The sequence below is a fragment of the Bradyrhizobium sp. LA6.8 genome, from assembly GCF_040547935.1.
GTDB classification, from domain to species: Bacteria; Pseudomonadota; Alphaproteobacteria; order Rhizobiales; family Xanthobacteraceae; genus Bradyrhizobium; species Bradyrhizobium barranii.
Window position 1 is genome coordinate 35316 of sequence record NZ_JBEPQQ010000014.1, and the last position, 24116, is coordinate 59431.

The window sequence follows — 24116 nt, forward strand, 5'->3', positions numbered from 1 at the left end:
TCTGAAGCAAGGGTATCGGCTTCGCGCTTACGGTGATCGAGACAGTACGCGAGAAGTTCACCTGCCGCGATTGCGAGAAGATCAGCCAGCCGCCGGCACCGTTCCATGCCACGCCGCGCGGCTTCATCGGTCCGCAATTGCTGGCGACGATCCTGTTCGACAAGTTCGGCATGCATATCCCGCTCAATCGCCAGAGCGTGCGCTTCAAGGCCGAGCGGATCGACCTGCCGCTGTCGACGCTGGCCGACCAGGTCGGCCACGGAACGTTCGCCGTCATGCCGCTGTTCCAGCTGATCGAGCGTCATGTGCTCGCGGCCGAACGCCTTCATGGCGACGACACCACCATCCGCATCCTGGCGAAGGGCAAGTGCACGACCGGCCGGATCTGGACGTATGTGCGGGATGATCGGCCGTTCGCCGGACCTGCGCCGCCGGCGGCGGTCTATTACGCCTCGGGCGACCGAAGGGGCGAACATCCCCAGAAGCATCTGGCCGCCTTCGCCGGTATCCTGCAGGCGGATTGCTATAGCGGCTTCGAGCCGTTGTTCGACCCAAAAGGGAAAGCGATGCCGATCACGCCGGCATTTTGCCTGGCCCATGCGCGGCGGGGATTCTTCGAGCTGGCTGACATCGAGAAAGCCGCCCGGGACGGACAGAAAGGCAAACCTGTCTCCCCGATCGCGCTGGAGGCGGTCAGGCGTCTTGACGCCCTGTTCGAGATCGAGCGCGCCATCAACGGCCGAAATGCTGACGAGCGGCGTACCGTACGCCGGGAGAGAAGCAAGCCGCTTCTCGACGACATGCACGACTGGCTGCTCCGCGAGCGCGAAACCCTCTCGCGCTCCTCTGAGGTTCTGAAGCCTATGAATTACATGCTTAGGCGCTGGGACGACTTCGCCCGCTTCCTCGACGATGGCAGGATCTGCTTGACCAACAATTGCGCTGAGCGTGCATTGAGAGGCATTGCCTTGGGAAGGCGCAACTGGACCTTCGCTGGTAGCCAGCGTGGCGCCGACCGTGCCGCTATCATGCTGACGATGATCACGACCTGTCGCCTCAACGACGTCGATCCCAAGGCCTGGCTCGCCGACGTCCTCGCCCGGATCGCCGATCTTCCCACGTCGCGGCTGCACGAACTGCTGCCCTGGGAATGGAAGCTCCTGCGCCAAGCCGATAAGCCCGCCGGTCAGCAGGCCGCCTGACCTTTACCCCACCGATCATAGAGCTCATTGTGCCCGCGCGCATGCGTCAATCAGACGGTCCTCGTCGTATGCGTACCTTGAATACGCGCAACAGACGTACGATCAGGCAATCCGAAGCCCGAAGCGGGAATTGTTTGTCACGACCGAAGACGATCTTGAGGTGGAGCATTTCGGCGCCGACAATGGCACGATCCTGCGTGACTAGGTAGCGGACTGGGTCAGCGAGACATTTAACGAAGTTTAGGCTCTCGAGACTCTCGCGGTGAGCGTGACGTCTCTATGTGGCTCGATCATAGGCCGTGGGATATTTGGGTTGGACGATACGGATACGGCGGCGTTGACGCCGCCAGGCTTCTTTCATCCAATCATATTTGAAGTAGTGGTGGTGCGTCCCGTAGCTGCCTATTGAGGGCGACACGAACGCCAACAGCGGCGGCCATGACTGGCGCGCCGCTGGCATTGGCCATGTAGTGGTTGAGACGCTTAAAGCTTCCCCAAGTTACCCCTCGGCGCAATTTTCCTTGGGATGACATCGCGCGAGCGCGTAAGGCGATCCGCTAGCAGCGAGTTTATCGCGGTGCCCGTGGTGTTGTGTGGCACTGTCGGGTACGTGGAGTTCATCCGCGTTTCGCAATGCAGTGGTTTAGCAAACCGGCCGATTGCGACGTGCGACGTCACTCAACAATTGCTACACTCACTTATTGATCAACGGAATTTTCGGGGTAGTCGGAGGATCGGGCGACCACAATCGGTAGCTGAGCGAAGTAAGAATAGTATACCCATTGGACGCAACTCCGACGTTCGGGGTGGCGCCTACGACGTGGGTCGAAAGTTCCTTGAGGCCCCACACATTCAGAGCTACGGGTCCAAAATCGTAGCTAACGCGACCGCCAGCTGCCCAGATATCGTATGACCGTTATTTATTACGTTGTTGTAAAATGCGCTCGATTGATCGCTGGCAACCTGTCCCGCGTAGTATCCGATAGCACCGAAAGTCCATTTGCCGATCGTCTTGGCAGCTGTGAATTCGGCGTGAAAGACAGTTCCGCTCCTGTAGTCGGTGATCGTATTGCGAGTGTTGAGCTCTGCGAACATGTTCGCTGTAAAATTCCAGCCATCCTTCAGATACGACACCACAAACGAGGGGTGGAATGTCCACCAGGGATTGCCCCAATTTGCCAAGCCGGTGGGACCCGAGATCGAACCCGTCGGAGCCGTTATACCAAAGCCTGCCTTTGCAAAGAAGCCGCTCTGCCCGAGTTTCCAGCTCAACTCGACTGGCACTATGTATGTGTTGTGCATTCCCGCAGCTGATGAGTTGACCGGGGCAGTGGCGGAAGCCTCAATAAATGGCTGGACGATTACGGCGTCGTAAGTTGCTCCCAAGAACTGCCATCCAGGAACGAAGAGAATACCTGTTGCTGCGGCCGCTTGGTGAATCTCCGTCGGAGTTCCGCCAACGTTTGGTGCGGTCGGTCCCACCAACTTCGCTTGGTAGGTCGAACATTGATTGAACATGTAAACGCCTGCAGGCGGGGTGCCAGCTGAACCTGACCCCAGCGTAATGCCCGGCTTTAGTGCCCAACCGGGGTAGCGAAGTTCATAAGCTTCAGCTGCAGTTGGCACAAACAGAGCCAGCGCCAACATAGTAACAGATGCATTCCTCAAAATCATTTTCGTCCTCCCCATATGAGTATCGCCTCCTCCAACTTTTTTTTGAGGTCGGCTAATCACAAGGGAGCACAACATCGGAATTCCATCAATTATAACCGAGTCGTATCGTTTTTCTAATAAGAAGGCTGGCAAAATCGCAACATCTTGTATCTCACAACTAATTTCAGCCCGCGTTGGAAGACCTTTATGCGGAAGACGGTGCGCGTTAGAGGTGGCCACGAGGGCGCGCCGCCGCGGGATATTCGCCTGATTGGGAACGGACAAAAGCGAGGATCCTAGCCGCTGCTATTTGCCGGACCGACCGACCGGCCGAACACCGAGCAATCTTGCGTCCAGATATCTGCTCTTAGGACCGCCCACGGCAATATCTCGAATTGGGCGTGGTTGCACTTCGTCGTGAGCGCAGACGATCGGCCGCGGGGGCTAGCTCGCGAATAGCCAAAACTCGCCTGAGAAGGCAAAGCCGCAACATGCTATATCCCGCTAGCTTGTCGATCAGGCAGAGCGTCAGTCGTCGATAACGAGAAAATCAACCGGGTGCGCTGCTCGCGCAAGCATGCATCCGAACGCCATTCCTGTTTCTTACGCGCGGCTTAGCTGTTGATTGCAGCACGGGAAGGGCTCACGCAGCTTAGCGTCATCAGCCGAATTCGCTTCGTTTGAAGCGAATTGTTGTCAGCTAACCGCAACCAGGCCTCAATCGAACGCCTGGACTTGGATCCCCCAACAATTCAACGCCGCTGTTCTCGAACGCTCTTCGGATCTTCTCGATCGTCCGACTTCGCGCGCGTATCGCGCCGTCGAGAGCTTCCAAGCGTCGTACTGTCGAAATCGCCACGCCCGAGTTCCTCGCGAGTTCGCATTGCTCCCATCCGATTAGCGAGCGGGCCGCTTTTATCTGACGAGGAATAATGAGCATGAGGAACGCGACCTCCCACTGCTTGCTGGGTCAGCGCTAAACCGCAAGCTCTCTCGCGACGTAATGCGAACGATAGCACAAGTGGACGAGATGTAAAACCTTATTGGTACGGCGACGCAGCCGTCCATGCGCTCGGCTTGGTGGCGGCCGCCCATATAGGTGGACTCCGCAAACTTGCGCTCGATCAGCATCCAGCCTTCATCTTGGTCCGGATGCGCCCAAGAACCTGGATCGAACGATGCCATAAAGAGCAAGCGAGAGCTCCAGTGCATGTCACCGAACCTCATAGATTGCGCTGTCGTCGGACCTTTTCCGATCTTCGATTCGACCGCGGAAGAGTGTTTTCTGATCCGAGCTTCCGGTTCGCCCGGACACCGTACAGAATCCGGAAGGACGATCCCACCGTTCTGGATAAGAGATGCGCTTCCTTTCATACCCCCTTTGCGAGCTGAGATAGCGGGACAAATGCGCATCGTCGGGATTCAGAAGCAAGTCACCGGAGTTACGCGCGGCGGTCGGCGTGACGGTATGAGAGTTGAAATCGCTATTCCGGCGACGAAGGCGATCGCGGGTAGGCACTTGATCTAGTTCAGCGAGTTGGCCAAGTAAGGACAGCAGGAGCAGGTAGAAGTCGCGGAGCACAATCGAAATGGGAATTTGCGAACTAAGCGAAGCATCCCGAAATGGGTTGCATAGCCACGACATCATCGAAAACTCGAAATCTGGTCGTCGTGTAGCCGATCCCGATTCTTGCTCAAGATGGCATACGAGCTGGGGCAAACACTTTCATCGTGCCCAGACGGTTTGGACGGACGATCGACCTGCTTCTCTAGATCGCGAACCGATAGCGCAATTGACTCTACACTATCCCACGCCTGCTCCATTGCCACGAGATGAGCACTAGCTTCTCAGCCACGTCTTCGTCTATCTTCATCCCAGCCGTTTTCGCAGCGGTGGCCCGTGTCTGGCCTCAGGATACGAAGATAGACTGATTGAAATGTCAAATCCGAACCATCCCACACCTGTGAAGAAGTCGGCGTCGCACAAGCGACTACGCGGGCGGCCCCGTAGCGATTCGACCCGGCGCGCGATCCTGGCGGCTACACTCCGATTGCTGCGCACGGTGACCATTCAGTCGGTGACGATCGAAGCGATCGCAAAAGCGGCAGGCGTAAGCAAAGCAACCATATACCGCTGGTGGTCATCGAAAGCCGCAGTAGTGATTGATGCATTTATGGAGCACCACGTCGTCAGTACTCCAATGGACTCGGAGTTACCTGCCGTCGAGGCCCTTACTGCTCATCTCGTTTTGTTGGTCAAAGAGTATGGCGACAGCAGGTCCGGACGACTCGTTGCTCAGATCATCGCCGAAGGTCAAAATGATCCTGCTGTGCTCAAGGCATTCCGCGAAAGATTCGCGGATGATCGATCCGAGCTCGTTTTGCGGGTTATCGAGGCGGGCCAGAAACGCGGCGAATTGCGCAAGGATGTTCCCGCCAAAGTAATGGCGGAATGTCTTTATGCTCCGGTATACTTCCGGCTCTTGCTCGGCAGTCCTCCACTAAGTAGATCCTTTGCCGAAGGGCACGCGAAGACGATGCTCGGATTGTTCAAAAGCTCCGCTCGCAAACCCTAGCTGAATCTGCACTGAGCGGGAGCGGGGGCCGCGACGAAAACAATCGCGCATTCACGAGGCCGGCGACAAATTAGTGCTTGATCCCGGAGAGCGCGTTACAACTGCTTCCCCATGCGAAAGAACGCGCACTGTAGCATCGGCCTGCGCGGTTCTGTGGCTTTCTTCGAAAGCATCTATGCCGCCGGCGGTGCTTTTCGCTGTAAGCCCTGTCAGACTGCCGACTGCGGCCGCGCCGGAAGGCTAGCCTTGCTGCGTCGCAACCTCTTCAAGGTATCGGCAGCCAACCGTCAAGGCCCCCGGCGGGATCAAGCCGGTTCAGACCCTTGGAGTACTCAACGGGGGCGAGCAGTTGACGAGTAATAATCGAAACGATACGTTTCGTTACTAGAATATAAAATGCCCGACACTGGGCGAGATGCAAGGCCAAGTATGGACCGCGCAGCCGTTTTCGCAGAATGACCTTTGGCGCGGTCGGGTACGGATGGCATAACGTTGTTCGGCGTGATCGCCAGCGCCTGGAATTCTCGCTTGTTTCAGGCTGTGGAACCCGTTCGCTGAAGTGCTTGGCTCGACAGATCGATGCAATCCATTTGGGGTCTTCACCTAGATCCAAAAATCGAATTGCGGGTATTCCACGCGACAATCGTTGGGAGAGCGTCATGCATGTTTTCACCAGGGCGACGGCTAGAAGAGATGCTTTCAGCGCAGAAGTGGTCGATCCATGCCGCCCGTCACGCTGCAACTGTGGTATCGATCGCCGTGGATTTCTCGCGGGCGGCGCCGCTGCGTTAACCGCTGGCTTGACTGGCTTTGTGCCTAAGGCCGGCGCGCAAGTGACGCCACCACGCATCGACGTTCATGCCCATCTCTCGCCACCCGGCTACATTGCCGAACTGGCTCCCGCTGGAAAGATTCTACCTGCGACCGCGAATTGGTCCATCGCTAGCCATCTCGATGAGATGGATCGAGCCGGCATCTCGGTATCGCTGCTGTCCGTCGCAACGCCCGGAGTCTGGATGGGAGACATTGCGGGCAGCAGACGGCTTGCCCGCGAGGCCAATGATTTTGCCGCTAAGTTGGTGCAAGCCAATCCGAAAAGACTTGGCATGTTCGCTTCGCTTCCGTTGGTCGATGCAGAAGGCAGCCTCGCCGAACTCGCTTATAGCTTGGATCAGCTGAAAGCCGACGGTGTCGTGCTGATGACTAGCTACGACGGCAAATACCTCGGCGATCCGACGTATGATAGTGTCTTTGCCGAACTGAATCGGCGAAAGATGGTCGTCTATATTCACCCAACGCTATCCGCATGCTGCGTAAATATCATTCCCGGGATCTATGAGAACATCATCGAATTCGGCACCGACACGACTCGAGCGATTGCGCGTTGGACGTTCGGTGGCGCTGCAGAGAAATTTCCCGACATCAAGATGATTTGGAGCCATGCCGGCGGCACCATGCCGTCGCTGATCGAGCGGTTTGACTGGCTTGAAACCATTCCGCCGTACAGGGGCGCGCGCCCACGGACCTTCCGAGACCAGATCAGAGAAGATTATTTCGACATCGCTCAAGCGTCCAATCCTGTTTCGCTGACAGCACTCAAACAGCTGGTCCCCGCGTCACGGATCGTGTTCGGAACCGACTATCCTTTCCGAACCATGGCGGAGCACGTGAAGAATCTCTCAGATTCCAAGCTCTTTGACGAAAAGGAATTGGCGCAGCTGGAAAGCGGTAATATGCAAAGACTCATTCCTCGTCTGAAGACGTAGCGATCGAAGGCAGAGGTCATTTTTCCGGCCACGTGACGATTGTGCTAAAAGGTATGCGTGGATCGAAGAAGGGGAAGTTGTACGAGGACCAATGTCTTAATCCCCTTCCCGAGATATTTCTATTGTCTGGTCACGCGCTTGTTTCGGCTGGCCGGCCTTGCCGTCGTGAATCGATTGCCGGATTTCCGCGGGGCAGGATCGAAATGTCCCCAGTTCAGCCCAAGCACTTGCGGGCGGGCGCGTCCCGTCTTCGCGCCACCTCATCGAGGGGGATTGAAGCATCCTCTATCGAGTGGTCGATGTGGTCCTTGACAATACGAAACGCATCGTATCTAAAATAGTTCAACAACGCAACGTAAAGCGAGTAAAGCGATGAGCGATTTAAGGGGAAGGCAAACGTCCACACCTATTGCGGAGCGTGAGTACCGGCCTGTCCGGCGCATCGTGACCGGCGAGGACGATCAGGGGCGCTCCGTGATCGTGTCCGACGGGCCTACGCCAAACGTGGCTTTCCCAACTTTCTCATCCGGCGCTGGTCAGGTCGTGTGGGCCACGGGCTCCGGTATTGCCCCCGGCGATGACCCGGCGCCGGCGGGGCACCGCTTTGCATTCCACTCCGACGGCGGCTCGCTCTTGAGGATCGCCGACTTTGCGCCGGACGAGCAGATCGATAGCGCGAAGCTCGCGAAGTTTTTGGCGGAAAACCGCGTCCTGGGCGAGAAGCCTGGTCGACATGCCTGGTTCCACAAGACGCTTTCCTTGGATTACGCGATCGTTCTCGAGGGCGAGATATACGCCATGATGGACGTCGGCGAGACGCTCATGCGGGCTGGCGATGTCCTGATACAGCGTGCGACAAGCCACAGCTGGTCCAATCGATCGGGCAGAATGTGCCGGATGGCATTTGTGCTTCTTGCGCTGCCCGAGCGCGAAACAAAGTAAAGGTCGTGCTTGTCACTTCGACGCTCGTCGATGACGCGCCAACGCGAGACCTCTTTGCCAATCCGCAAAGCTGAAGAACTCGCTGCCAGTGGGAGGAATTTAGTGTCGCGTGCCTTTACCATTAAACTTCCGAATGGCATTTCGATGCACTACTACGAGTGGGCGGGGCCGAAACCTGCGTTGATCTTTCTTCATCCCTCTCTGGGCTACGGTCGCATGTGGGAGTGGATGGCGGACGCAATGAAAGGGAAGTTTCACATCTACGCTCCCGACCAGCGGGGGCACGGTTACACTGACAAGGCCGATGGGGACTATTCGGCCCAAGAGTACGCCGAAGACCTCAATCTCTTCATGCAGGAATTGGGGATCAATCGCGCAGTGCTTGTCGGGCATTCGCTGGGCGGCCGCGTCGCTCAGGTATTTGCTGCCCGATACCCGCAACGCGTGTCGGCCCTTGCGCTGATTGCTGGCCCTCACCTCACCAATTTCTATGGCACCCGCGACAGTGCCCAAAAGATCATTGAGGGAATGTACGCCACGATAAATTATCCCGATGAGTTTGGATCGAAAGAGGAGGCATTTTCTTTTCTCCGGTCCAGAAGACCCTGGATTCATGATCCCGATGCGGGGCTTCATCATCGGATCGCTCACAACTACGTGCATCTGGAGGGTGGTCGGCTAGTTCCCCGCTACGATAAGGTTCGAGTCGCGCAGGGGCTCGGTCATTTGACTTATAATCTGCGGCCATACGCCGCTCGCGTTGAGTGTCCCGTCTTGATTCTGCGAGGCAGCCTGGGCGACGCACTCACGCGCGAGCAGGCTGACGAAATCGCAGGCTTCTGGCGAGATGCGCACGTGGTGGACATCGAAGGGCACTACGCCCTTCAGCTCGAGAATCCCGTCGCTACCGCAAAGGCAATCGAAACATTCCTGTCGAGCAATGGCGCAAGCTGAGGCCTGGGGTCTAGGCGTGGCGAGGACTTTTTGCGCGTTCGGAGGTACTGAACAATGACGTTCCGTGTGAAACATCCTGATCGTCTCTACATCGGGGGAGAATGGGTACCGTCTCTTGATGGGAGCCCAATTGACATCGTGTCTCCGGATACGGAGCAGATCGTGTTTCGGGTCGCTGGTGCCGGTCCACGCGACATGGATCGAGCCGTTGCAGCCGCGCGTGAGGCCTTTGACCGGGGAGGGTGGTCGACGGGACCCGTACTCGAACGCATCGAAGCCGTGCAGCGGCTCGCCGATGCATTGGGGCGCCGAGCGCCGGAACTCGCCGCAGCTTGGTCCGTGCAAATGGGTGGGCCGACGGCTCTTGCATCCCATGTCGTTGGCTACGGGACTCAAAATTTATTGGATGCTATCAAGATTGGCCGAGAGTTCCGGTTCGAGATGAATCCGCAGAGCGCCGTCGCCACGTTGGCGCGGGTCGTTCACGATCCAGTGGGCGTCGTCGCTGCGATCACACCCTGGAACACTCCCTACATGCTGATGACGGCGAAGATTGCGCCGGCCCTGATCGCGGGTTGCACTGTGATAATGAAGCCAGCGCCGGAAACGCCGGTCGAAGCCTATATCATCGCAGAATGCGCTGACGAGGTGGGATTGCCCCCCGGCGTGCTTAATCTCGTTCCTTCCGAGCGCGAAGCGGCCGACCACTTGATGCGCAATCCGGGCGTCGACAAGATCGCATTCACTGGCTCAACGTCAGTCGGTCGGAAGATTGCGCAGGTCTGCGGGGAAAGCATTCGACGCTGCTCATTAGAGTTGGGAGGAAAGTCCGCGGCCATTGTGCTGGACGACTTCTCTGATGAGGAAGCAGCGAAGACGCTTACCAACACAATAGTCACGCTGAGTGGGCAAATATGTGCGATGCTGACGCGTGCGATCGTACCCCGCCACCGTCACGATGCGATCGCGGAAGCGGTCGCGGCTGAGATGAAGCAGATTCGCATAGGTCACTCCGATGACCCTGAAGCGCAGATGGGGCCGCTTGCAACGAAACGACAGCTCGAGCGTGTCGAACACTACGTAGCAACCGGCGTGTCAGAGGGCGCCACTCTCGTAACTGGCGGAGCGAGACCACCTCACTTGGAAAGTGGCTTTTTCTTCGAGCCTACTCTGTTTGCAAACGTCAAGAACAATATGACGATCGCCCAGGAGGAGATATTCGGGCCAGTGCTTTGCCTCATCGCTTGCGAGGACACCGATGATGCGATCCGAATCGCAAACGACTCGATCTATGGCCTAAACGCGTCGGTCTTAACGCACGACGCGGATGCGGCGGCGGCGGTCGCCAGGCGGCTGAGAGCCGGGAATGTCGCTCAGAACGGATTGCGAGCCGACTTCTCGCTGCCTTGGGGCGGATTTAAGCAATCAGGCATCGGGCGTGAAGGTGGCGAGCAAGGTCTCTCCGGATATCTCGAAACCAAGACGATGCTATTGGACGGAAAAGCTTGATCAGCCGACCCTTCCATTGACCAGGAACATGATTTGAAGTGCTGTTCCCATAAACCGCAGAAGGGATGTTAAATTGGAAAAGCTTTTCGTCCTCTATCCGGATCAACCGAACCCGGACGCGTTCAAGGCTTATTATGTGTCGAACCACATTCCGCTGGTACGTAAGTTACCCGGCCTACGGACATCTCGCTACAGCTTCGATGTGCACTCGCTTGGCGGCGCAGCGAGCGTTTTTTGCGTGTTCGAAGCCGAGTTCGCCGATGCCGCAGCGCTAGGTGCGGCAATGGAATCTCCGGAAGGTCATGCGGTAGTTCAAGACGTCCCGAGATTCGCGCAGGTTCCTCCGATTATTCTGAGGTGCTCGATCGAGCTCGAGTCCTGATCGTGTGTCACCTGGACTACGATATACGGTTGCTGCAATCGTCAGCCGCTCTCGTGCTTCCGGTCGCAATCCTCTTCATGCAAGGTCCCTGCGTCAGTCGGTCGTGCTGGCTGCGCAAGTAGGATCCTTCCGACAATCACGACTACTCGGAAGCGATCCAACTTCGTAAGCCATTCACTGAATGAAACCCGTCGGCTGCATAGCTGCGGATCGAGGGCAGGAAGGCCCGCGCCATCTCGGCGAGCGCATGTCCCGGGCCGAGGTCCAGAACACGCGTGGTCCCCAGCTCGGAGAGCGCCGTCAGCGTGGCTGCCCAGTCGATGGGGTGCGCGACTTGGCATGCGAGCTTCGCCGTTACACGGCTTGGCGTGAAGATGCGTTCGCCGCCCGCGAGCAGGATGCGCTGGCCTGAGACGGGGAAACGTTTGCTGGCGTCGAACGCCTGTTGCAGCGGGGCGCAGGCCTGCGCGAGGCGCGATGTGTGCGAGGCGATTTTCACGGCAAGAAGGCCGCTGCGCGCTCCCGCTGCTGCAGCTTCATCGCAGAGCGCGATCACATCCCGCTCTGCGCCGCCGACCACGAACAGAAGGTCCGGATTTTTGATCGCGATCTCGCAACGGTGCTTTTTCGAGCAAGCGGTCGAAGGTGGTCCGGTCGAGCCCGCGGACATAGCCGAGGCGGCCATCCGGTCCCGCCGTGTCGTCCATCAGTCGCGCGCGAATCTCGGTCAGTCGCAGGGCCTCGTCAGCGGTCCAGATTCCCGCAATGCTCCAGGCTGCGGTCAGCGTTCGGGGCACGAAAGCTCCGTTATCGTCGAGCTGTCGCAATCAAGCGATTCGGAGGAGCTGTCATGAGGCAATACGTCGGCCTGGATGTCTCGCAAAGAGAGACTTCTGTTTGCGTGGTCAACGAGAATGGTCAAGCGATTTTTGAAGGAAAGGCCAAGTCTGATCCCGGCGATCTGTCCAAGCTGCTTCGTAAACATGCGCCATCGGCGGAGCGTATCGGATTTGAGACGGGCGCGATGGCAAGCTGGCTTTGGCACGAGCTTCGTAGGGTTGAACTCCCTGTCGTTTGCATCGATGCAAGGCATGCGCACGCAGCACTGTCGGTCCGCATGAACAAGAGCGATCGGAATGATGCTCGGGGCCTTGCCGAACTGGTGCGGGTTGGGTGGTATCGAGAAGTCAAAATCGAGAGCGAGGAGAGCCAGAAGGTTCGAGCGATCCTCGTCGCGCGATTCCGCCTTGTGTCCATGCGCCGGGATATCGAGAACCAGGTCCGCAGTCTGATCAAGGAATGTGGGTTGCTATTCCCTCGCGCCATTGGCCGACAGTTCCGTAACCAGGTCGGCGAGCTATTGGGCGAAGATCATCGACTCCTCAGCGTGATCGATCCGCTCCTGTCGATTCATGAACATATCTGCCAGCAGCAGGGCAAATTCGACGACGAGGTCCGCCGATTGGCGAAGTCTGACGAGACGACGCGTCGCCTGATGACGGTTCCTGGTGTCGGCGTGGTGACTGCCTTGACGTTCCGCCATACGATCGATGACCCGTCCCGCTTCCGATCGGCTTCGAAAGTCGGCGCCTATCTCGGCCTCACACCTCGGCGCAACCAATCTGGTCAAACTGACACTAGTGGCAAGATATCTCGATGGGGCGACAGGCTTCTCCGAACCTACCTGTTCGAGGCCGCGACCGTCCTTCTCTATCGGACCAAAAAATGGTCTTCCCTCAAGGCCTGGGGAATAAAGCTCGCGAAGCGGGTCGGTATGAAAAAGGCAAAGGTCGCCATCGCGCGCAAGATCGCTGTGATCCTCCACTGCATTTGGGTCGATGGCACGTCGTTCGACTGGGGCCACGCGCCGGCCTGACCTTATTGTGCAAGTTCCTGGCCCGGTCCGCCGGGCCAGGCGATGTCCCGCTGGGACGGTGGTCGTGGTGACCTCGGTCAATCGGCTGGTGGCGGGCTCGCCCGCACGCCGTTGCAAACGATGAGGCACCCGATCCGGACATCATCATGAGGCGCTTGCGACCTCGGAAAGGACCATGACCCCAGCGACGGGCAGCTGATCGCATTGAGATTTAGGTAACGGCTAATCGGCCCACGACTACCGAGCTGGCTATCGATCTACCAGCCGCGCTCGCCCCGTCTCCGCAACCCCGACCCGCTCCGATGGGTCGAGCGCTACCGTCTTGCCGAATGGCTTTAAAAAAGAGAATTGACATCAATCCGCAATTAAAGGGCCGATTGACAGCTCGCTGGAGGGAAAGCCTGCCGACTTCAGCCGCGATCAAGTCACTGCAGCCTATTTCGGGACCTGAACGATGGATTGGGTCAACGGCATCGTGCAGGGCGTGCTCGTCGGCGGGCTCTTTGCTCTGTTCGCCACAGGGCCGTCGCTCATCTTCGGCGTGATGCGAATCGTGAACATCGCGCATGGCGACATGATCATCGCGTGCGCCTATCTCGCCTTCACGGTCATACAATTATCAGGTCTGCATCCGCTCGTCAGCCTGCTGATCGTCATCCCGATCGCGAGCCTTGTCGGCTATCTCCTGCAGACCGCCATCCTCAACCGGACGCTCGGCAAGGATATCCTGCCGCCACTGCTCGTTACGTTCGGGCTGTCGATCATCGTTCAGAACGGGCTGCTCGAGGTCTACAGCGCCGATAGCCGCAGGCTTACTGCGGGCCCGATCGAAACAGGAAGCTTCCCCTTGGCCCGCGGGATCGACATCGGGTACCTGCCGCTCCTGACATTCTTGACGGCGGTCGTCGTCGTTGCCGGTCTCCAGTTCGTGTTCTACCGGACCGAGATTGGTCGGTCCTTCCGCGCAGTATCCGACGATCCGGAGACGTCGCAGCTGATGGGTCTGGACAACCGCAAGGTCTACGGCCTTGCCATGGCACTCTGCCTCGCCGTGGTCGCGATCGCCGGCGTGTTCCTGGCGACCCGATCGAACTTCGATCCCTTCATGGGGCCGAGCCGACTGATCTTCGGTTTCGAAGCGGTGATTATCGGTGGTCTTGGAAACCTGTGGGGCACGCTGGTCGGCGGTGTGATCCTCGGTGTCGCGCAGGCGATCGGTGCGCAGATCGATCCGGGATGGCAGCTGTTGGCCGGACACATCGCATTCCTTGTCATCCTCGCCATCAGGCCTGAGGGCCTGTTTCCAAGGGGGGCGCGGTGATGCGTGAGGTAACCCGCGCAACGACGGCAAGCCATCTCGCTCTCGTTGGTGCCATCTTGCTCGTGATGGTGCTTGCTGCTGCTCCCTATTGGGGATCGACAGCCAACCTGCGCTTGCTCGGCGAGATCATGGTGTATTTGGCTCTCGCCAGTCTCTGGAACTTGCTCGCCGGCTTCACGGGGCTCGTCTCGATTGGACAGCAGGCCTATGTCGGGCTCGGCGGCTACATGCTGTTCACCATCTGCATCTCTCTTGGATGGAATCCGCTCTATGCGATTCCGATCGCGGGCCTCGTCGCCGCGCCGATATCTGCCCTGGTGGCCCTACTCGTCTTTCGGCTGAATGGCGCCTATTTCGCGATCGGGACCTGGGTCGTTGCCGAGGTGTTTCGTCTGGGGTTCGCACAAATGTCGTCGCTGGGCGGCGGATCCGGGCTCAGCCTGCCGATTACGGTGATGAGGGAAATGGCGAGTACCAAGGCTGAGCGGGAGGCTCTGATCTATTGGGCTGCGCTCCTGCTCGGCACCGGCTCGATTACGATCGTCTATCTCCTGCTTCGCTCCCGGATCGGACTGGCTCTTACCGCGATCCGCGACAGCGAAGTTGCATCGTCCAGCCTCGGTGTGTCCATCACGCGCGTGAAGCTGCTGGTCTACGTCGCCGTTGCCGCCGCGACCGCGATGGTGGGCGCACTCGTCTTCATGCAGAAACTACGAATTGCACCGAGCGCTGCGTTCAGTGTGACCGACTGGACTGCCTTCGTGATCTTCATGGTGGTGATCGGCGGCATCGGAACGATCGAGGGGCCGATCGTCGGGACCCTACTTTACTTTGTCCTGCGGCAATTCCTGGCGGACTTCGGCTCCATCTATCTGATCGTCCTCGGCGGCTTGGCCATCTTAGTCATGATGGTCGCCCCGCAAGGAATTTGGGGCTTCCTCGCCAATCGCTGGGGCCTATCGCTATTCCCCGTCGGCTATCGCGTGAGGTTGCAGGCGATGCCTGCTCAGAACAATGGGAAGGAAAACGAGTATGTCGGGCGCAATCAGGCACATCGTGATGTGGCGGCTGCGCGGCGAAACCGCTGACGAGCGGGTTGCTGCGCGGACCAAGGTTAAAACCCCTGTTCGAGGGCCTGAAGGGGCGTATCGACGGGCTTACCCATATCGAAGTCGGCGTTGACGTCAGCGATGTCGACTATGCCTGCGACGTTGTCCTGTTTTCCGAGTTCCGGGACAGAGCAGCCCTCCAGGCGTATGCGACTCATCCCGAGCATCTTCGCGTCCGCGAGAAGCTAGGTGACCTGCGCATCGGGCGTTTTCAGGTCGATTACCCCATCAAGCAAGCCGGCATCTGACCGCGCTTCGTTTCGTCCGAGAGCAGAGTTGACGGAGGTCGCATGCGTAATTTCAACGAGATCACAATCACGGACGCCGTATTGGAGCGTATCAAAGATGCGTCCGATCCGCGAATCAAGCAGGTGAGCGAGGCGCTGGTCCGTCATCTGCATGCTTTCGTGCGTGAGGTCCGCCCGACGCAGAAGGAGTGGGAATTCGGCATCGAATTTCTCACCCGGACCGGCCATATGTGCGACGACAAGCGCCAGGAGTTCATCCTTCTGTCGGATACGCTTGGCGTCTCGATGCTGGTCGACGCAATCAACCACCCGACCTCGGAGGGCGCAACCGAGACGACGGTCCTGGGTCCGTTCTTCGTTCAGGCGGCGCCCGAGAAGCAGAATGGTGACGACATCTCGGGGATCATGGAGGGCGATCCTCTCCTTGTTACCGGCTCGGTCTCGACCGTCGACGGCCGGCCGCTCCCAGGCGCCGTAGTGGATGTCTGGCACTCTGACGATGACGGCTATTATGACGTTCAACAGCTCGACAAGATCGGCGACCTCGCCGTGCGAGCGCGCTTTCGGGCAGACGACAAGGGGCGCTTTCACTTCTGGTCCATCAAGCCGGCGCCTTATCCATTCCTCACGACGGCCCGGTTGGGGACATGCTGGAGGCGCAGGGGCGGCATCCCTGGCGTCCTGCTCACGTGCATTTCATGATTTCTGCTCCTGGTTTCGAGCAACTCGTGACGCACGTTTTCGTGGCAGGAGACAAGTACCTCGACACCGACGTGGTGTTTGGTGTGAAGGACAGCTTGATCCGTACATTCGAGCAATGTCCGCCTGGCAAAGCTCAGGACGGCCGCGTGACGGATAAGGGGTATTTTCATCTCAACTACCACTTCGGGCTCAGGCACACAAATGGTGCTCGCCGTGTCTGACAGCGACCACCGGCGATAGAGGGCAGGTGAACGTCGACAGTCATGATTGGCGAACTCGTTCGGCGCGCTGCTGGCCGCCCGCCTGGTCATGGGATTGGCGGAGGGCCGGTATTGCCTCTCGCCCAATCGATCATGCTGGCGGAATCGTCGGAGCATCGACGCGGCTTCAATGTAACTCAGGCGGGCGCGCATGACGGTGACAATGCCCTTGACGACGTTTTCGGCGCGAAACGTCCATCAAGAACTCCTCGAGCTTTTTTTCCTCGAGCACTTTGGCGATACTGAAAGCGCGGTCCAGCTCCCGCTTCAGCTTGCGCAGTTCCTTGATTTCCGGCTCCGAAATTGTTTTGGGCAGCGGTCCTTGCGGTCAGGCCTTCCAGCGTGCCTCTGACTTCATAGTGCTGCCGCCTCGGCTGGCGATACGCGCGCCACTACGGGTCCCTGGCTGGGGATCTTGTCGACGATGCCTTCGCCTTCGTGCTGCCGCAGCGCTCGCGCACGGGCGGTCCTGCTAACTCCGGTCCAGGAGCAGAGCTCGTTCTCATTCAACCGCTCGCCGGGCTGAAAGCGACTGCCGATGATTGCGATTCGCAGATTGCTTGCCACCTGATGCCTGAGCGGTGCAGCCGTGACCGGCACGCGCTGGACTTTGGAACTCTTTACCCAGTGCACCTTGTGGCTGCGGAAAATTCAATCGCTCGAATCAGATGATTGTCCGACTAGCTCGCAATGGAGACGGGCGTTCGGGACCCGCGCAAGGCATACTACCGTAATATGTTCAAGACGCGCAATCTTGGGAAAGCGCAAATCGAACGGATGTGTACCATTCGGTTCCATTTACTCCAGTCGACTTCTTCGCTAGGTCCTTTGCGCGCACGGGTCCCTCTCCATGAGGCCGGTCCGGCGAACGTAACCGAGGTGCACGAGTGGAGAAGGTCACAAGGGCGAAGGCTCCCCGGCGCGCCGTCCGAACTGGGCGTCCTCCCAAGGAGTTGGCCGCCGAAGTCGACGAGCGGATTCTCAACGCTGCGCGTGAGCTGTTCCTGGCACGGGGGCTCGGCGTCAGTGTCGCGGAGATTGCAAGCCTTGCTCATGCGAGCAAGGGAACGATCTACGCGCGCTTCCCCACCAAGGAGGCTCTGTTCGCCGCGATCGCGATCCGCAACTCGGAAAACGTGCGGCAGGGTTTCGAGAACGCGTTGTCGCCGGGCGATACGATCGAGGAGCGGCTCACAGCGCTCGCTAGCGAGATCCTCAAGCACGTGCTCGCTAACGACAACATCGATTTCATGCGGCTGGCCGCTGCCGAAGCGCGCCGCTTTCCCGATCTGGCCAAGGTCGGCCGCATGATGCGCGAGCGCGGCACCCATCACGCCACCACCGTCTTGCGGGATGTAACCCTGTCGAAGCAGGACAGTTTGCATGCCGCCTTCGCACCGGAACGTCTGCCCAGAACCGCACAGTTCTTCCTCGACCTCGCGGTCGCGCCGCTGCTGCTGCGAGCGGTGATGGGCGAAGATCCCAAGTCGCTCAGATCGCAGATCCACACCCATGTGGCGGAGAGTGTCGCGTTCTTTCTGGCCGCCTGTCGCGGCGGCGGAGCCGGTTGAGAGCGAGCGGCGCCGCTCGTCGTCATCGAACGCGACAGGCCTCGATATCCTGGCGGCAGGATGATTGTCCCGCGCCGATGCGGCAGGCCGTCGTCAGCCGCGGCGTTGCACGCCTCTCTCATGTTTCTGCCCAACAATAGAACTTCACGGTACGGTTATTTGACAGGGCGGATCGTCGCCAATAACGATACTGAACCGTATGGTTCGATTATTGAGGACGAAAGAGTTACTCTTGAGAAGACAGGGGAATTTCGCGGGGCTGTGGACCGAGAGCTGCGTTCGTGCGTCGATGGCCGGGCATGCGCGGCTTTTGGCCGGCGTTGCCGTGCCGGCCATTCTGCTCGCCTCTTGCGCGGTCGGGCCGAATTTCGCCGCGCCCGATGCTCCGGCCGTCAGTCGCTACACGCGTGAACCTCAGCTCGCCTCGACTGGGAGCACCAGCACGCCAGGCGGCACGTCGCAAGCCTTCTCGCCCGGAAGCGATGTCTCGGGCGTCTGGTGGACACTCTTCCGCTCGCGCAAGCTCACGGGATTCGTCGATGAGGCGGTTCGCAACCATCCGGATGTCCAGTCCGCCGAATTCGCGCTACGCGCTGCCCGCGAGAACGCGCTCGCCGAGCAGGGAGCCCTGTTTCCGCAGGTGAGCGGAAGCGGATCGGCGGCGCGCGAGCAGGGGCCGCAATACAAGCTCTTCAACACTTCGGTCAGCGTGTCCTATGCGCTCGATCTCTGGGGCGGCACGCGTCGCCAGGTCGAGGCGCTGGAGGCTCAGGCCGACTATCAGGCGTTCAAGCTGGAGGCGACTTATCTGGCGCTGACCGCCAACGTCGTCACAGCCGCGATCACCGACGCCTCGCTGCGCGACCAGATTTCCGCGACCGAGGACATCGTCAAGGCCGAGACGGATCAGCTCGCGCGCATCCAGCACCAGTTCGAGATCGGCGCCGTCTCCAGGTCGGACGTGCTGGCGCAGGAATCGACCCTCGCACAGGCCAAGGCGACGCTGCCTCCGCTCCAGAAACAAATGGCGCAGCAGCGCAACCAACTGATGGCCTATCTCGGCCGATTGCCGAGCGAGGATCGCGGCGAGCATGTGGCCCTTGCCGAGTTGCGTCTGCCCGGACGCCTGCCGGTGTCGTTGCCGTCGGAGTTGGTCCGGCAACGCCCGGACATTCGCCAGGCCGAGGCGACGCTGCATCAGGCGACCGCGACCGTCGGCGTCGGGGTCGCGAATCTTCTGCCGCAGGTCACGCTGTCGGGCAGCTACGGCGCGAGCGGAGCGGGCAAGCTGTTTTCGCCGGGCACGATCGCCTGGGACGCGACGTCCAGCATCACGCAGAAGCTGATCGACGGTGGCACGCTCTATCACACCAAAGAGGCCGACGTTGGGCTCTTCGAGCAGGACATGGCGGCCTACAAGAGCACGGTGCTGTCGGCGTTCCAGAACGTCGCCGATTCGCTGCGGGCAATTCAGTACGACGCGGCGACGCTGAAGGCGCAGGCCGAAGCCGAGAAGGCCGCATCCGACAGCCTGTCCATGTCGATCGAGCAGTTCAAGACCGGTGCGGTGCCCTACGCCAACGTCATCACCGCCCAGCAATCCTACCTCAACGCGCGCATCGCGCGCATCAAGGCGCAGGCCGCGCGCTTCTCGGACACCGCCGCGCTGTTCCAGGCGCTCGGCGGCGGCTGGTGGAACAGGGCCGATCTGACGACCGCTGCCTCGCCCCGCGTCAATCCCGGCTATTTCGCCGGCCCCAACCGCTCAAGCCAGGAAGCCGCGCGATGACCAGGCGCATGACGATCATGCTGGCCGTGATGGCCGTTCTGTTCGGTGGCCTCTACGGCTTCCAGACCTTCAAGGACATGATGATCCGGAAGGCGATCGGCGCCAAGGCGAATCCGCCGCAGACCGTCTCCACCGTGGTTGCAGCCACCGCGCCGTGGCGATCGACGCTCTCGTCGGTCGGCTCGCTGCGCGCCGTGAACGGAGCCGATCTGGCGCTGCAAGCGTCCGGGATCGTGCAGCGCATCCAGTTCTCCTCCGGGGACGAGGTGTCCGAGGGCCAGCCCCTGCTCCAACTCGTAGCGACCGACGACGTCGCCAAACTGGAGTCGCTCCAGGCGACCGCCGAGAACTACGCGATCGTGCTCAAGCGCGACGAGGAGCAGATCAAGTTCAACGCGGTCAGCCAGGCCACGCTCGACAGCGACAGGGCCAATCTGAAGAACGCCAGAGCCCTCGTCGAGCAGCAGAAGGCGATCGTCGAGCAGAAGACGCTCAAGGCGCCGTTCGCCGGCAGGCTGGGGATCCGCGCCGTCGACATCGGCCAGTTCCTGAGCGCCGGCACCACCATCGTCACCCTTCAGAGCCTCGATCCGATCTACGTCGATTTCTATCTGCCGCAGCAGGCGCTGGCCTCGATCAGCATCGGGCAGGATGTCACCGCGACGGTGGACGCCTTTCCCGGCGAACGTTTTGCCGGTCGCGTCTCGGCGATCAATGCCAAGGTCGATAGCGGCAGCCGCAACATTCAGGTCCGCGCGACGATCGCAAACAATCCCGCGCGATTGCTGCCCGGCATGTTCGCCAGGGCCGAGATCGACATCGGCAAGGCCGAAGACATCGTCACCGTTCCCCTCACTGCGATCGTCAACAACGCCTATGGCGACCTCGTCTATGTCGTCGACAACCTGCACGACGGGCAGGGCGCTGCGCGGCAGACGTTCGTCAAGACCCGGCCGGCAAAGGGCGACCGCATCGCCGTCACCGACGGGATCAAGCCCGGCGAGAGCGTGGTGATCGCGGGCCAGATCAAGCTTCGCAACGGCAGTCCGGTCAAGATCGACAATTCCCACGTGCCGCTGGCCGAGGCGGCGCCGACCGTCGTCGATCAGTAAACGACGCGCCAGCCGAGGGCCGATACGATGCGTTTCACGGACATCTTCATCCGCCGCCCGGTGCTGGCCATCGTGGTCAGCGCGCTGATCCTGGTCCTCGGATTGCGGTCGATGACCTCGCTGTCGATCCTGCAATATCCGCGCACCCAGAACGCCATCGTCACGGTGACGACGGCCTATGCTGGCGCGGATTCCGACATCATCGCCGGCTTCATCACGACGCCGCTGGAGAATGCCATCGCCCAGGCGAACGGCATCGATTACATGAATTCCAGCAGCATCACCGGCACCAGCACCATCACGGTGAACCTGCGGCTGAACTACGATTCCGGCAAGGCGATGACGGAGATCAATGCCAAGGTCAACTCCGTACTCAACCAGCTTCCAACCGGCTCCCAGCAGCCGACGCTGGCGCTCAAGGTCGGCCAGACCATCGATGCGATGTATATCGGCTTTGCGAGCGACGTGCTGGCTCCCAACCAGATCACTGACTATCTCTCGCGCGTGGTGCAGCCGCGTTTGCAGTCCGTGGCCGGTGTGCAGACCGCGGAGCTGCTCGGCGGCAAGAAGTTCGCGTTGCGTGCCTGGCTCGACGCCGACAAGCTCGCCGGCTATGGGCTGACGGCCACCGATGTCTCCACCGCGCTGTCAGGCAACGACTACATCGCCGGGCTCGGTGCGACGAGGGGGCGGCTGGTCCAGGTCGACCTTTCGGCCACGACCAACCTTCATTCGCTGGAGCAGTACCGCAACCTCGTCGTCAAGCAGGTCAACGGCGCCATCATCCGCCTGAAGGACGTCGCGAACGTGACGCTCGGCAATGACGACTACGACAGCTCGGCCAAGTTCAACGGCAAGACAGCCGTCTATCTCGGCATCCAGGTCGCGCCGACCGCCAACCTGCTCGATGTCATCAAAGGGGTGAAGGCGGCCCTTCCGGACATCAACGCGAACCTGCCGAACGGCATCGTCAGCGAAATTCTCTACGATTCGACCGCGTTCGTGAACAGCTCGATCGACGAGGTCGTCCACTCGCTGGTCGAGGCGGTCCTCATCGTGACGATCGTCGTCTTCCTTTTCCTCGGCTCATGGCGGTCGGTCCTGATCCCGGTGATCGCGATCCCGCTGTCGCTGATCGGCACCTTTGCCCTGATGTTGCTGATGGGCTTTTCAATCAACCTGCTGACGCTGCTGGCGCTCGTGCTCGCGATCGGGCTCGTCGTCGACGATGCCATCATCGTGGTCGAGAGCGTCCATCGCCTGATCGACCAGGGGGAGACGCCGATCGAAGCCGCGATCCAGTCCGCGCGCGCGCTCGCCAGTCCCATCCTGGCGATGACCGTGGTCCTGATCGCGGTGTACGTGCCGGTCGGCTTCCAGGGCGGCCTCACCGGCGCGCTGTTCACGGAGTTCGCCTTTACGCTCGCCGGCTCGGTGATGGTGTCGGCGGTCATTGCGCTGACGCTGTCGCCGATGAACTGCGCCTGGCTGCTGCGAAGGACGGAGCGGGATGCCACGAATTGGGAAGCGCGCCTGGTGCGCCGGATCGACCATACGCTGGAGCGGCTGACCGCCGCCTATCGCCGCGGGCTCGAATCGGTCTTCGAAACCAAATCCGTGGTGGTGGTGTTCGCGCTGTTGCTGCTCGCGGGCATTCCCTGGCTGTATGTGAATTCCCAGAGCGAGCTCGCGCCCGACGAGGATCAGGGCGTGGTGCTGATGCTGACCAATTCGGCGCCTTCGGCAACGGCCGAGCAGCGCCAGTTCTACGGTCAGCAGCTCTACGATCTCATCGCCAATCGGGCCGAGACCGCGGTGGTCTTCCAGATCGACACGCCCTCGCAGGCGATTGGCGGCTGGGTGCTGAAGCCCTGGGACAAGCGGACCGCGACGACCAAGACTCTCCAGCCGGAATTGCAGAACTTGCTCAACGACATTGCCGGCACGCGCTCGGTGGCCTTCCAGCCGTCGCCGCTGCCGGGCAGCAACGGTCTACCGATCCAGTTCGTGATCGGCACGACGGGCTCGTTCAACGAGCTGGACGAGGTCGCCCGCAACTTCATGGCCGAGGCGCTCAAGACCGGACAGTTCATCTTCCTGGACAACGACCTCAAGGTTGACAAGCCGAAGAGCACCGTGGTGTTCGATCGCGACAAGGCCGGCGATCTCGGATTGAAGATGAGCGATCTCGGCGGCGCGCTGGCCACCATGCTGGGCGGCAACTACGTCGAGTATTTCAGCCTCGATGGCCGCTCCTACAAGGTGATCCCGCAGGTTCGGCAGAACGACCGCCTCACCACCGAGCAATTGCTGAGCTACCAGATCCGCACCAGCAACAACACGATGGTGCCGCTGGCGACGGTCGCGCATCTCGACGACAAGACTGTTCCGCAGACGCTCAACCATTTCCAGCAGATCAACGCCGCGACCATTTCCGGCGTCGCCATGCCGGGCGTCGCGATGGGCGATGCGCTGGCGACCTTGAAGACGCTGGCCAAATCCCTGCCAGCCGGCTACTCGGTCGACTTCGCGGGCGCCTCCCGTCAGCTGGAGCTGGAGTCCGGCGGCTTCATCGCCACGTTCCTGTTCGCGCTGATCATCATCTATCTTGCGCTCGCCGCTCTCTTCAACAGCTTCATGGATCCCGTCATCATCCTGATCTCGGTGCCGATGTCGCTCGCCGGCGCGCTGATCTTCATCAGCGTCGGCCTCGGTGGCGCCAGCATCAACATCTACACCCAGGTCGGTCTCGTCACGCTGATGGGGCTCGTCAGCAAGCATGGCATCCTGATGGTGGAGGTGGCGAACGAGCTGCGCGCGGAGGGAAAGAACCGCAGCGAGGCCATCATCGAGGCGGCAACGATCAGGCTTCGGCCGATTCTGATGACGACGGCGGCGATGGTGCTCGGCGTCCTGCCACTGGTCACGGCGAGCGGCGCGGGCGTGGTGTCCCGCTACAATATGGGACTCGTGATCGCTACCGGCTTGTCGATCGGGACGCTGTTCACGCTGTTCGTGGTGCCGGTCGCCTACGCCCTGATCGCCCACCGCGGCGTCACCAGTGCCGCCGGGGAGTTGAGCTGAGCTTGCAGCTCAGGCGCCGGGCGGCGCTGCGATGGTCTGGTGCACGGGTGATCGGCGAGC

Annotated in this window: 16 protein-coding genes and 3 pseudogenes; 16 read left to right on the forward strand and 3 right to left on the reverse strand. The window is 60.3% G+C overall.

What is annotated here, in order from left to right; all coding sequences use genetic code 11:
- Window positions 1-32: 32 nt before the first annotated feature.
- A pseudogene (gene tnpC, locus ABIA90_RS41655) lies at window positions 33-1202 on the forward strand (IS66 family transposase); the annotation flags it as partial.
- 858 nt (window positions 1203-2060) lie between these two features.
- Here the strand turns inward: tnpC and ABIA90_RS41660 are convergent.
- Window positions 2061-2876, reverse strand: a complete 816-nt coding sequence (locus ABIA90_RS41660) for a SphA family protein (protein ID WP_354121697.1) — start codon at window positions 2874-2876, stop codon at window positions 2061-2063.
- A 1916-nt stretch (window positions 2877-4792) separates the two neighbouring features.
- Here ABIA90_RS41660 and ABIA90_RS41665 point away from each other — a divergent pair.
- From ABIA90_RS41665 to ABIA90_RS41690, 6 genes are all read left to right on the forward strand, one after another.
- Window positions 4793-5431, forward strand: a complete 639-nt coding sequence (locus tag ABIA90_RS41665; protein WP_256468614.1) for a TetR/AcrR family transcriptional regulator — start codon at window positions 4793-4795, stop codon at window positions 5429-5431.
- A gap of 659 nt (window positions 5432-6090) precedes the next feature.
- Window positions 6091-7197 (forward strand): amidohydrolase family protein, encoded by a 1107-nt coding sequence (locus ABIA90_RS41670; RefSeq protein ID WP_354116582.1) that lies wholly within the window; start codon window positions 6091-6093, stop codon window positions 7195-7197.
- Window positions 7198-7569: 372 nt separating this feature from the next.
- The gene (locus ABIA90_RS41675; protein WP_354116583.1) at window positions 7570-8139 is read left to right on the forward strand and encodes a cupin domain-containing protein; all 570 of its coding nucleotides are present in this window, start codon (window positions 7570-7572) and stop codon (window positions 8137-8139) included.
- Between the two features lie 30 nt (window positions 8140-8169).
- Entirely contained in the window at window positions 8170-9093 is a 924-nt protein-coding gene (locus ABIA90_RS41680; RefSeq protein WP_354116584.1) for an alpha/beta fold hydrolase, read from the forward strand.
- Between the two features lie 54 nt (window positions 9094-9147).
- Window positions 9148-10602 carry an aldehyde dehydrogenase gene (locus ABIA90_RS41685; protein ID WP_354116585.1) on the forward strand — a complete coding sequence of 485 codons (1455 nt, stop codon included), beginning with the start codon at window positions 9148-9150 and terminating at the stop codon, window positions 10600-10602.
- Between the two features lie 73 nt (window positions 10603-10675).
- Window positions 10676-10984, forward strand: coding sequence for an EthD family reductase (locus tag ABIA90_RS41690; RefSeq protein ID WP_354116586.1), 309 nt, complete (start codon window positions 10676-10678; stop codon window positions 10982-10984).
- A gap of 142 nt (window positions 10985-11126) precedes the next feature.
- Here the strand turns inward: ABIA90_RS41690 and ABIA90_RS41695 are convergent, their stop codons facing one another.
- On the reverse strand, window positions 11127-11654 hold the full coding sequence (locus tag ABIA90_RS41695) for an ACP S-malonyltransferase (protein ID WP_354121698.1): 528 nt from the start codon (window positions 11652-11654) through the stop codon (window positions 11127-11129).
- Window positions 11655-11834: 180 nt separating this feature from the next.
- Here ABIA90_RS41695 and ABIA90_RS41700 point away from each other — a divergent pair, with 180 nt between their 5' ends.
- The 5 genes and pseudogenes from ABIA90_RS41700 (at window position 11835) to ABIA90_RS41720 (ending at window position 16461) form a co-directional block, all read left to right on the forward strand.
- Window positions 11835-12860: an IS110 family RNA-guided transposase gene (locus ABIA90_RS41700; RefSeq protein ID WP_354121699.1), complete on the forward strand. Its 1026-nt coding sequence runs from the start codon at window positions 11835-11837 to the stop codon at window positions 12858-12860.
- A gap of 454 nt (window positions 12861-13314) precedes the next feature.
- Complete coding sequence (locus ABIA90_RS41705) at window positions 13315-14181, forward strand: branched-chain amino acid ABC transporter permease (RefSeq protein WP_354116589.1); 867 nt, start codon at window positions 13315-13317, stop codon at window positions 14179-14181.
- Window positions 14181-15269: a branched-chain amino acid ABC transporter permease gene (locus ABIA90_RS41710; protein ID WP_354116590.1), complete on the forward strand. Its 1089-nt coding sequence runs from the start codon at window positions 14181-14183 to the stop codon at window positions 15267-15269. Before ABIA90_RS41705 ends, ABIA90_RS41710 begins: the two co-directional genes overlap by 1 nt.
- Window positions 15214-15538 (forward strand): annotated as a pseudogene (locus tag ABIA90_RS41715) (Dabb family protein). The gene ABIA90_RS41710 and the pseudogene ABIA90_RS41715 overlap by 56 nt, the downstream one beginning before the upstream one ends.
- A gap of 42 nt (window positions 15539-15580) precedes the next feature.
- A pseudogene (locus ABIA90_RS41720) lies at window positions 15581-16461 on the forward strand (dioxygenase family protein).
- A gap of 393 nt (window positions 16462-16854) precedes the next feature.
- Here ABIA90_RS41720 and ABIA90_RS41725 read toward each other — a convergent pair.
- On the reverse strand, window positions 16855-17133 hold the full coding sequence (locus tag ABIA90_RS41725) for a GntR family transcriptional regulator (RefSeq protein WP_354116592.1): 279 nt from the start codon (window positions 17131-17133) through the stop codon (window positions 16855-16857).
- Between the two features lie 320 nt (window positions 17134-17453).
- Here ABIA90_RS41725 and ABIA90_RS41730 point away from each other — a divergent pair, with 320 nt between their 5' ends.
- The 4 genes from ABIA90_RS41730 to ABIA90_RS41745 all read left to right on the forward strand — a co-directional run bounded on the left by ABIA90_RS41730 (window position 17454) and on the right by ABIA90_RS41745 (window position 24056).
- Window positions 17454-18071 (forward strand): TetR/AcrR family transcriptional regulator, encoded by a 618-nt coding sequence (locus tag ABIA90_RS41730; RefSeq protein ID WP_354121700.1) that lies wholly within the window; start codon window positions 17454-17456, stop codon window positions 18069-18071.
- A 289-nt stretch (window positions 18072-18360) separates the two neighbouring features.
- Window positions 18361-19860, forward strand: coding sequence for an efflux transporter outer membrane subunit (locus ABIA90_RS41735; protein WP_354116602.1), 1500 nt, complete (start codon window positions 18361-18363; stop codon window positions 19858-19860).
- Window positions 19857-20972, forward strand: coding sequence for an efflux RND transporter periplasmic adaptor subunit (locus ABIA90_RS41740; RefSeq protein WP_502916677.1), 1116 nt, complete (start codon window positions 19857-19859; stop codon window positions 20970-20972). The genes ABIA90_RS41735 and ABIA90_RS41740 overlap by 4 nt, the downstream gene beginning before the upstream one ends.
- Before the next feature lie 27 nt (window positions 20973-20999).
- Window positions 21000-24056 (forward strand): efflux RND transporter permease subunit, encoded by a 3057-nt coding sequence (locus ABIA90_RS41745; protein WP_354121701.1) that lies wholly within the window; start codon window positions 21000-21002, stop codon window positions 24054-24056.
- Window positions 24057-24116: the final 60 nt, after the last annotated feature.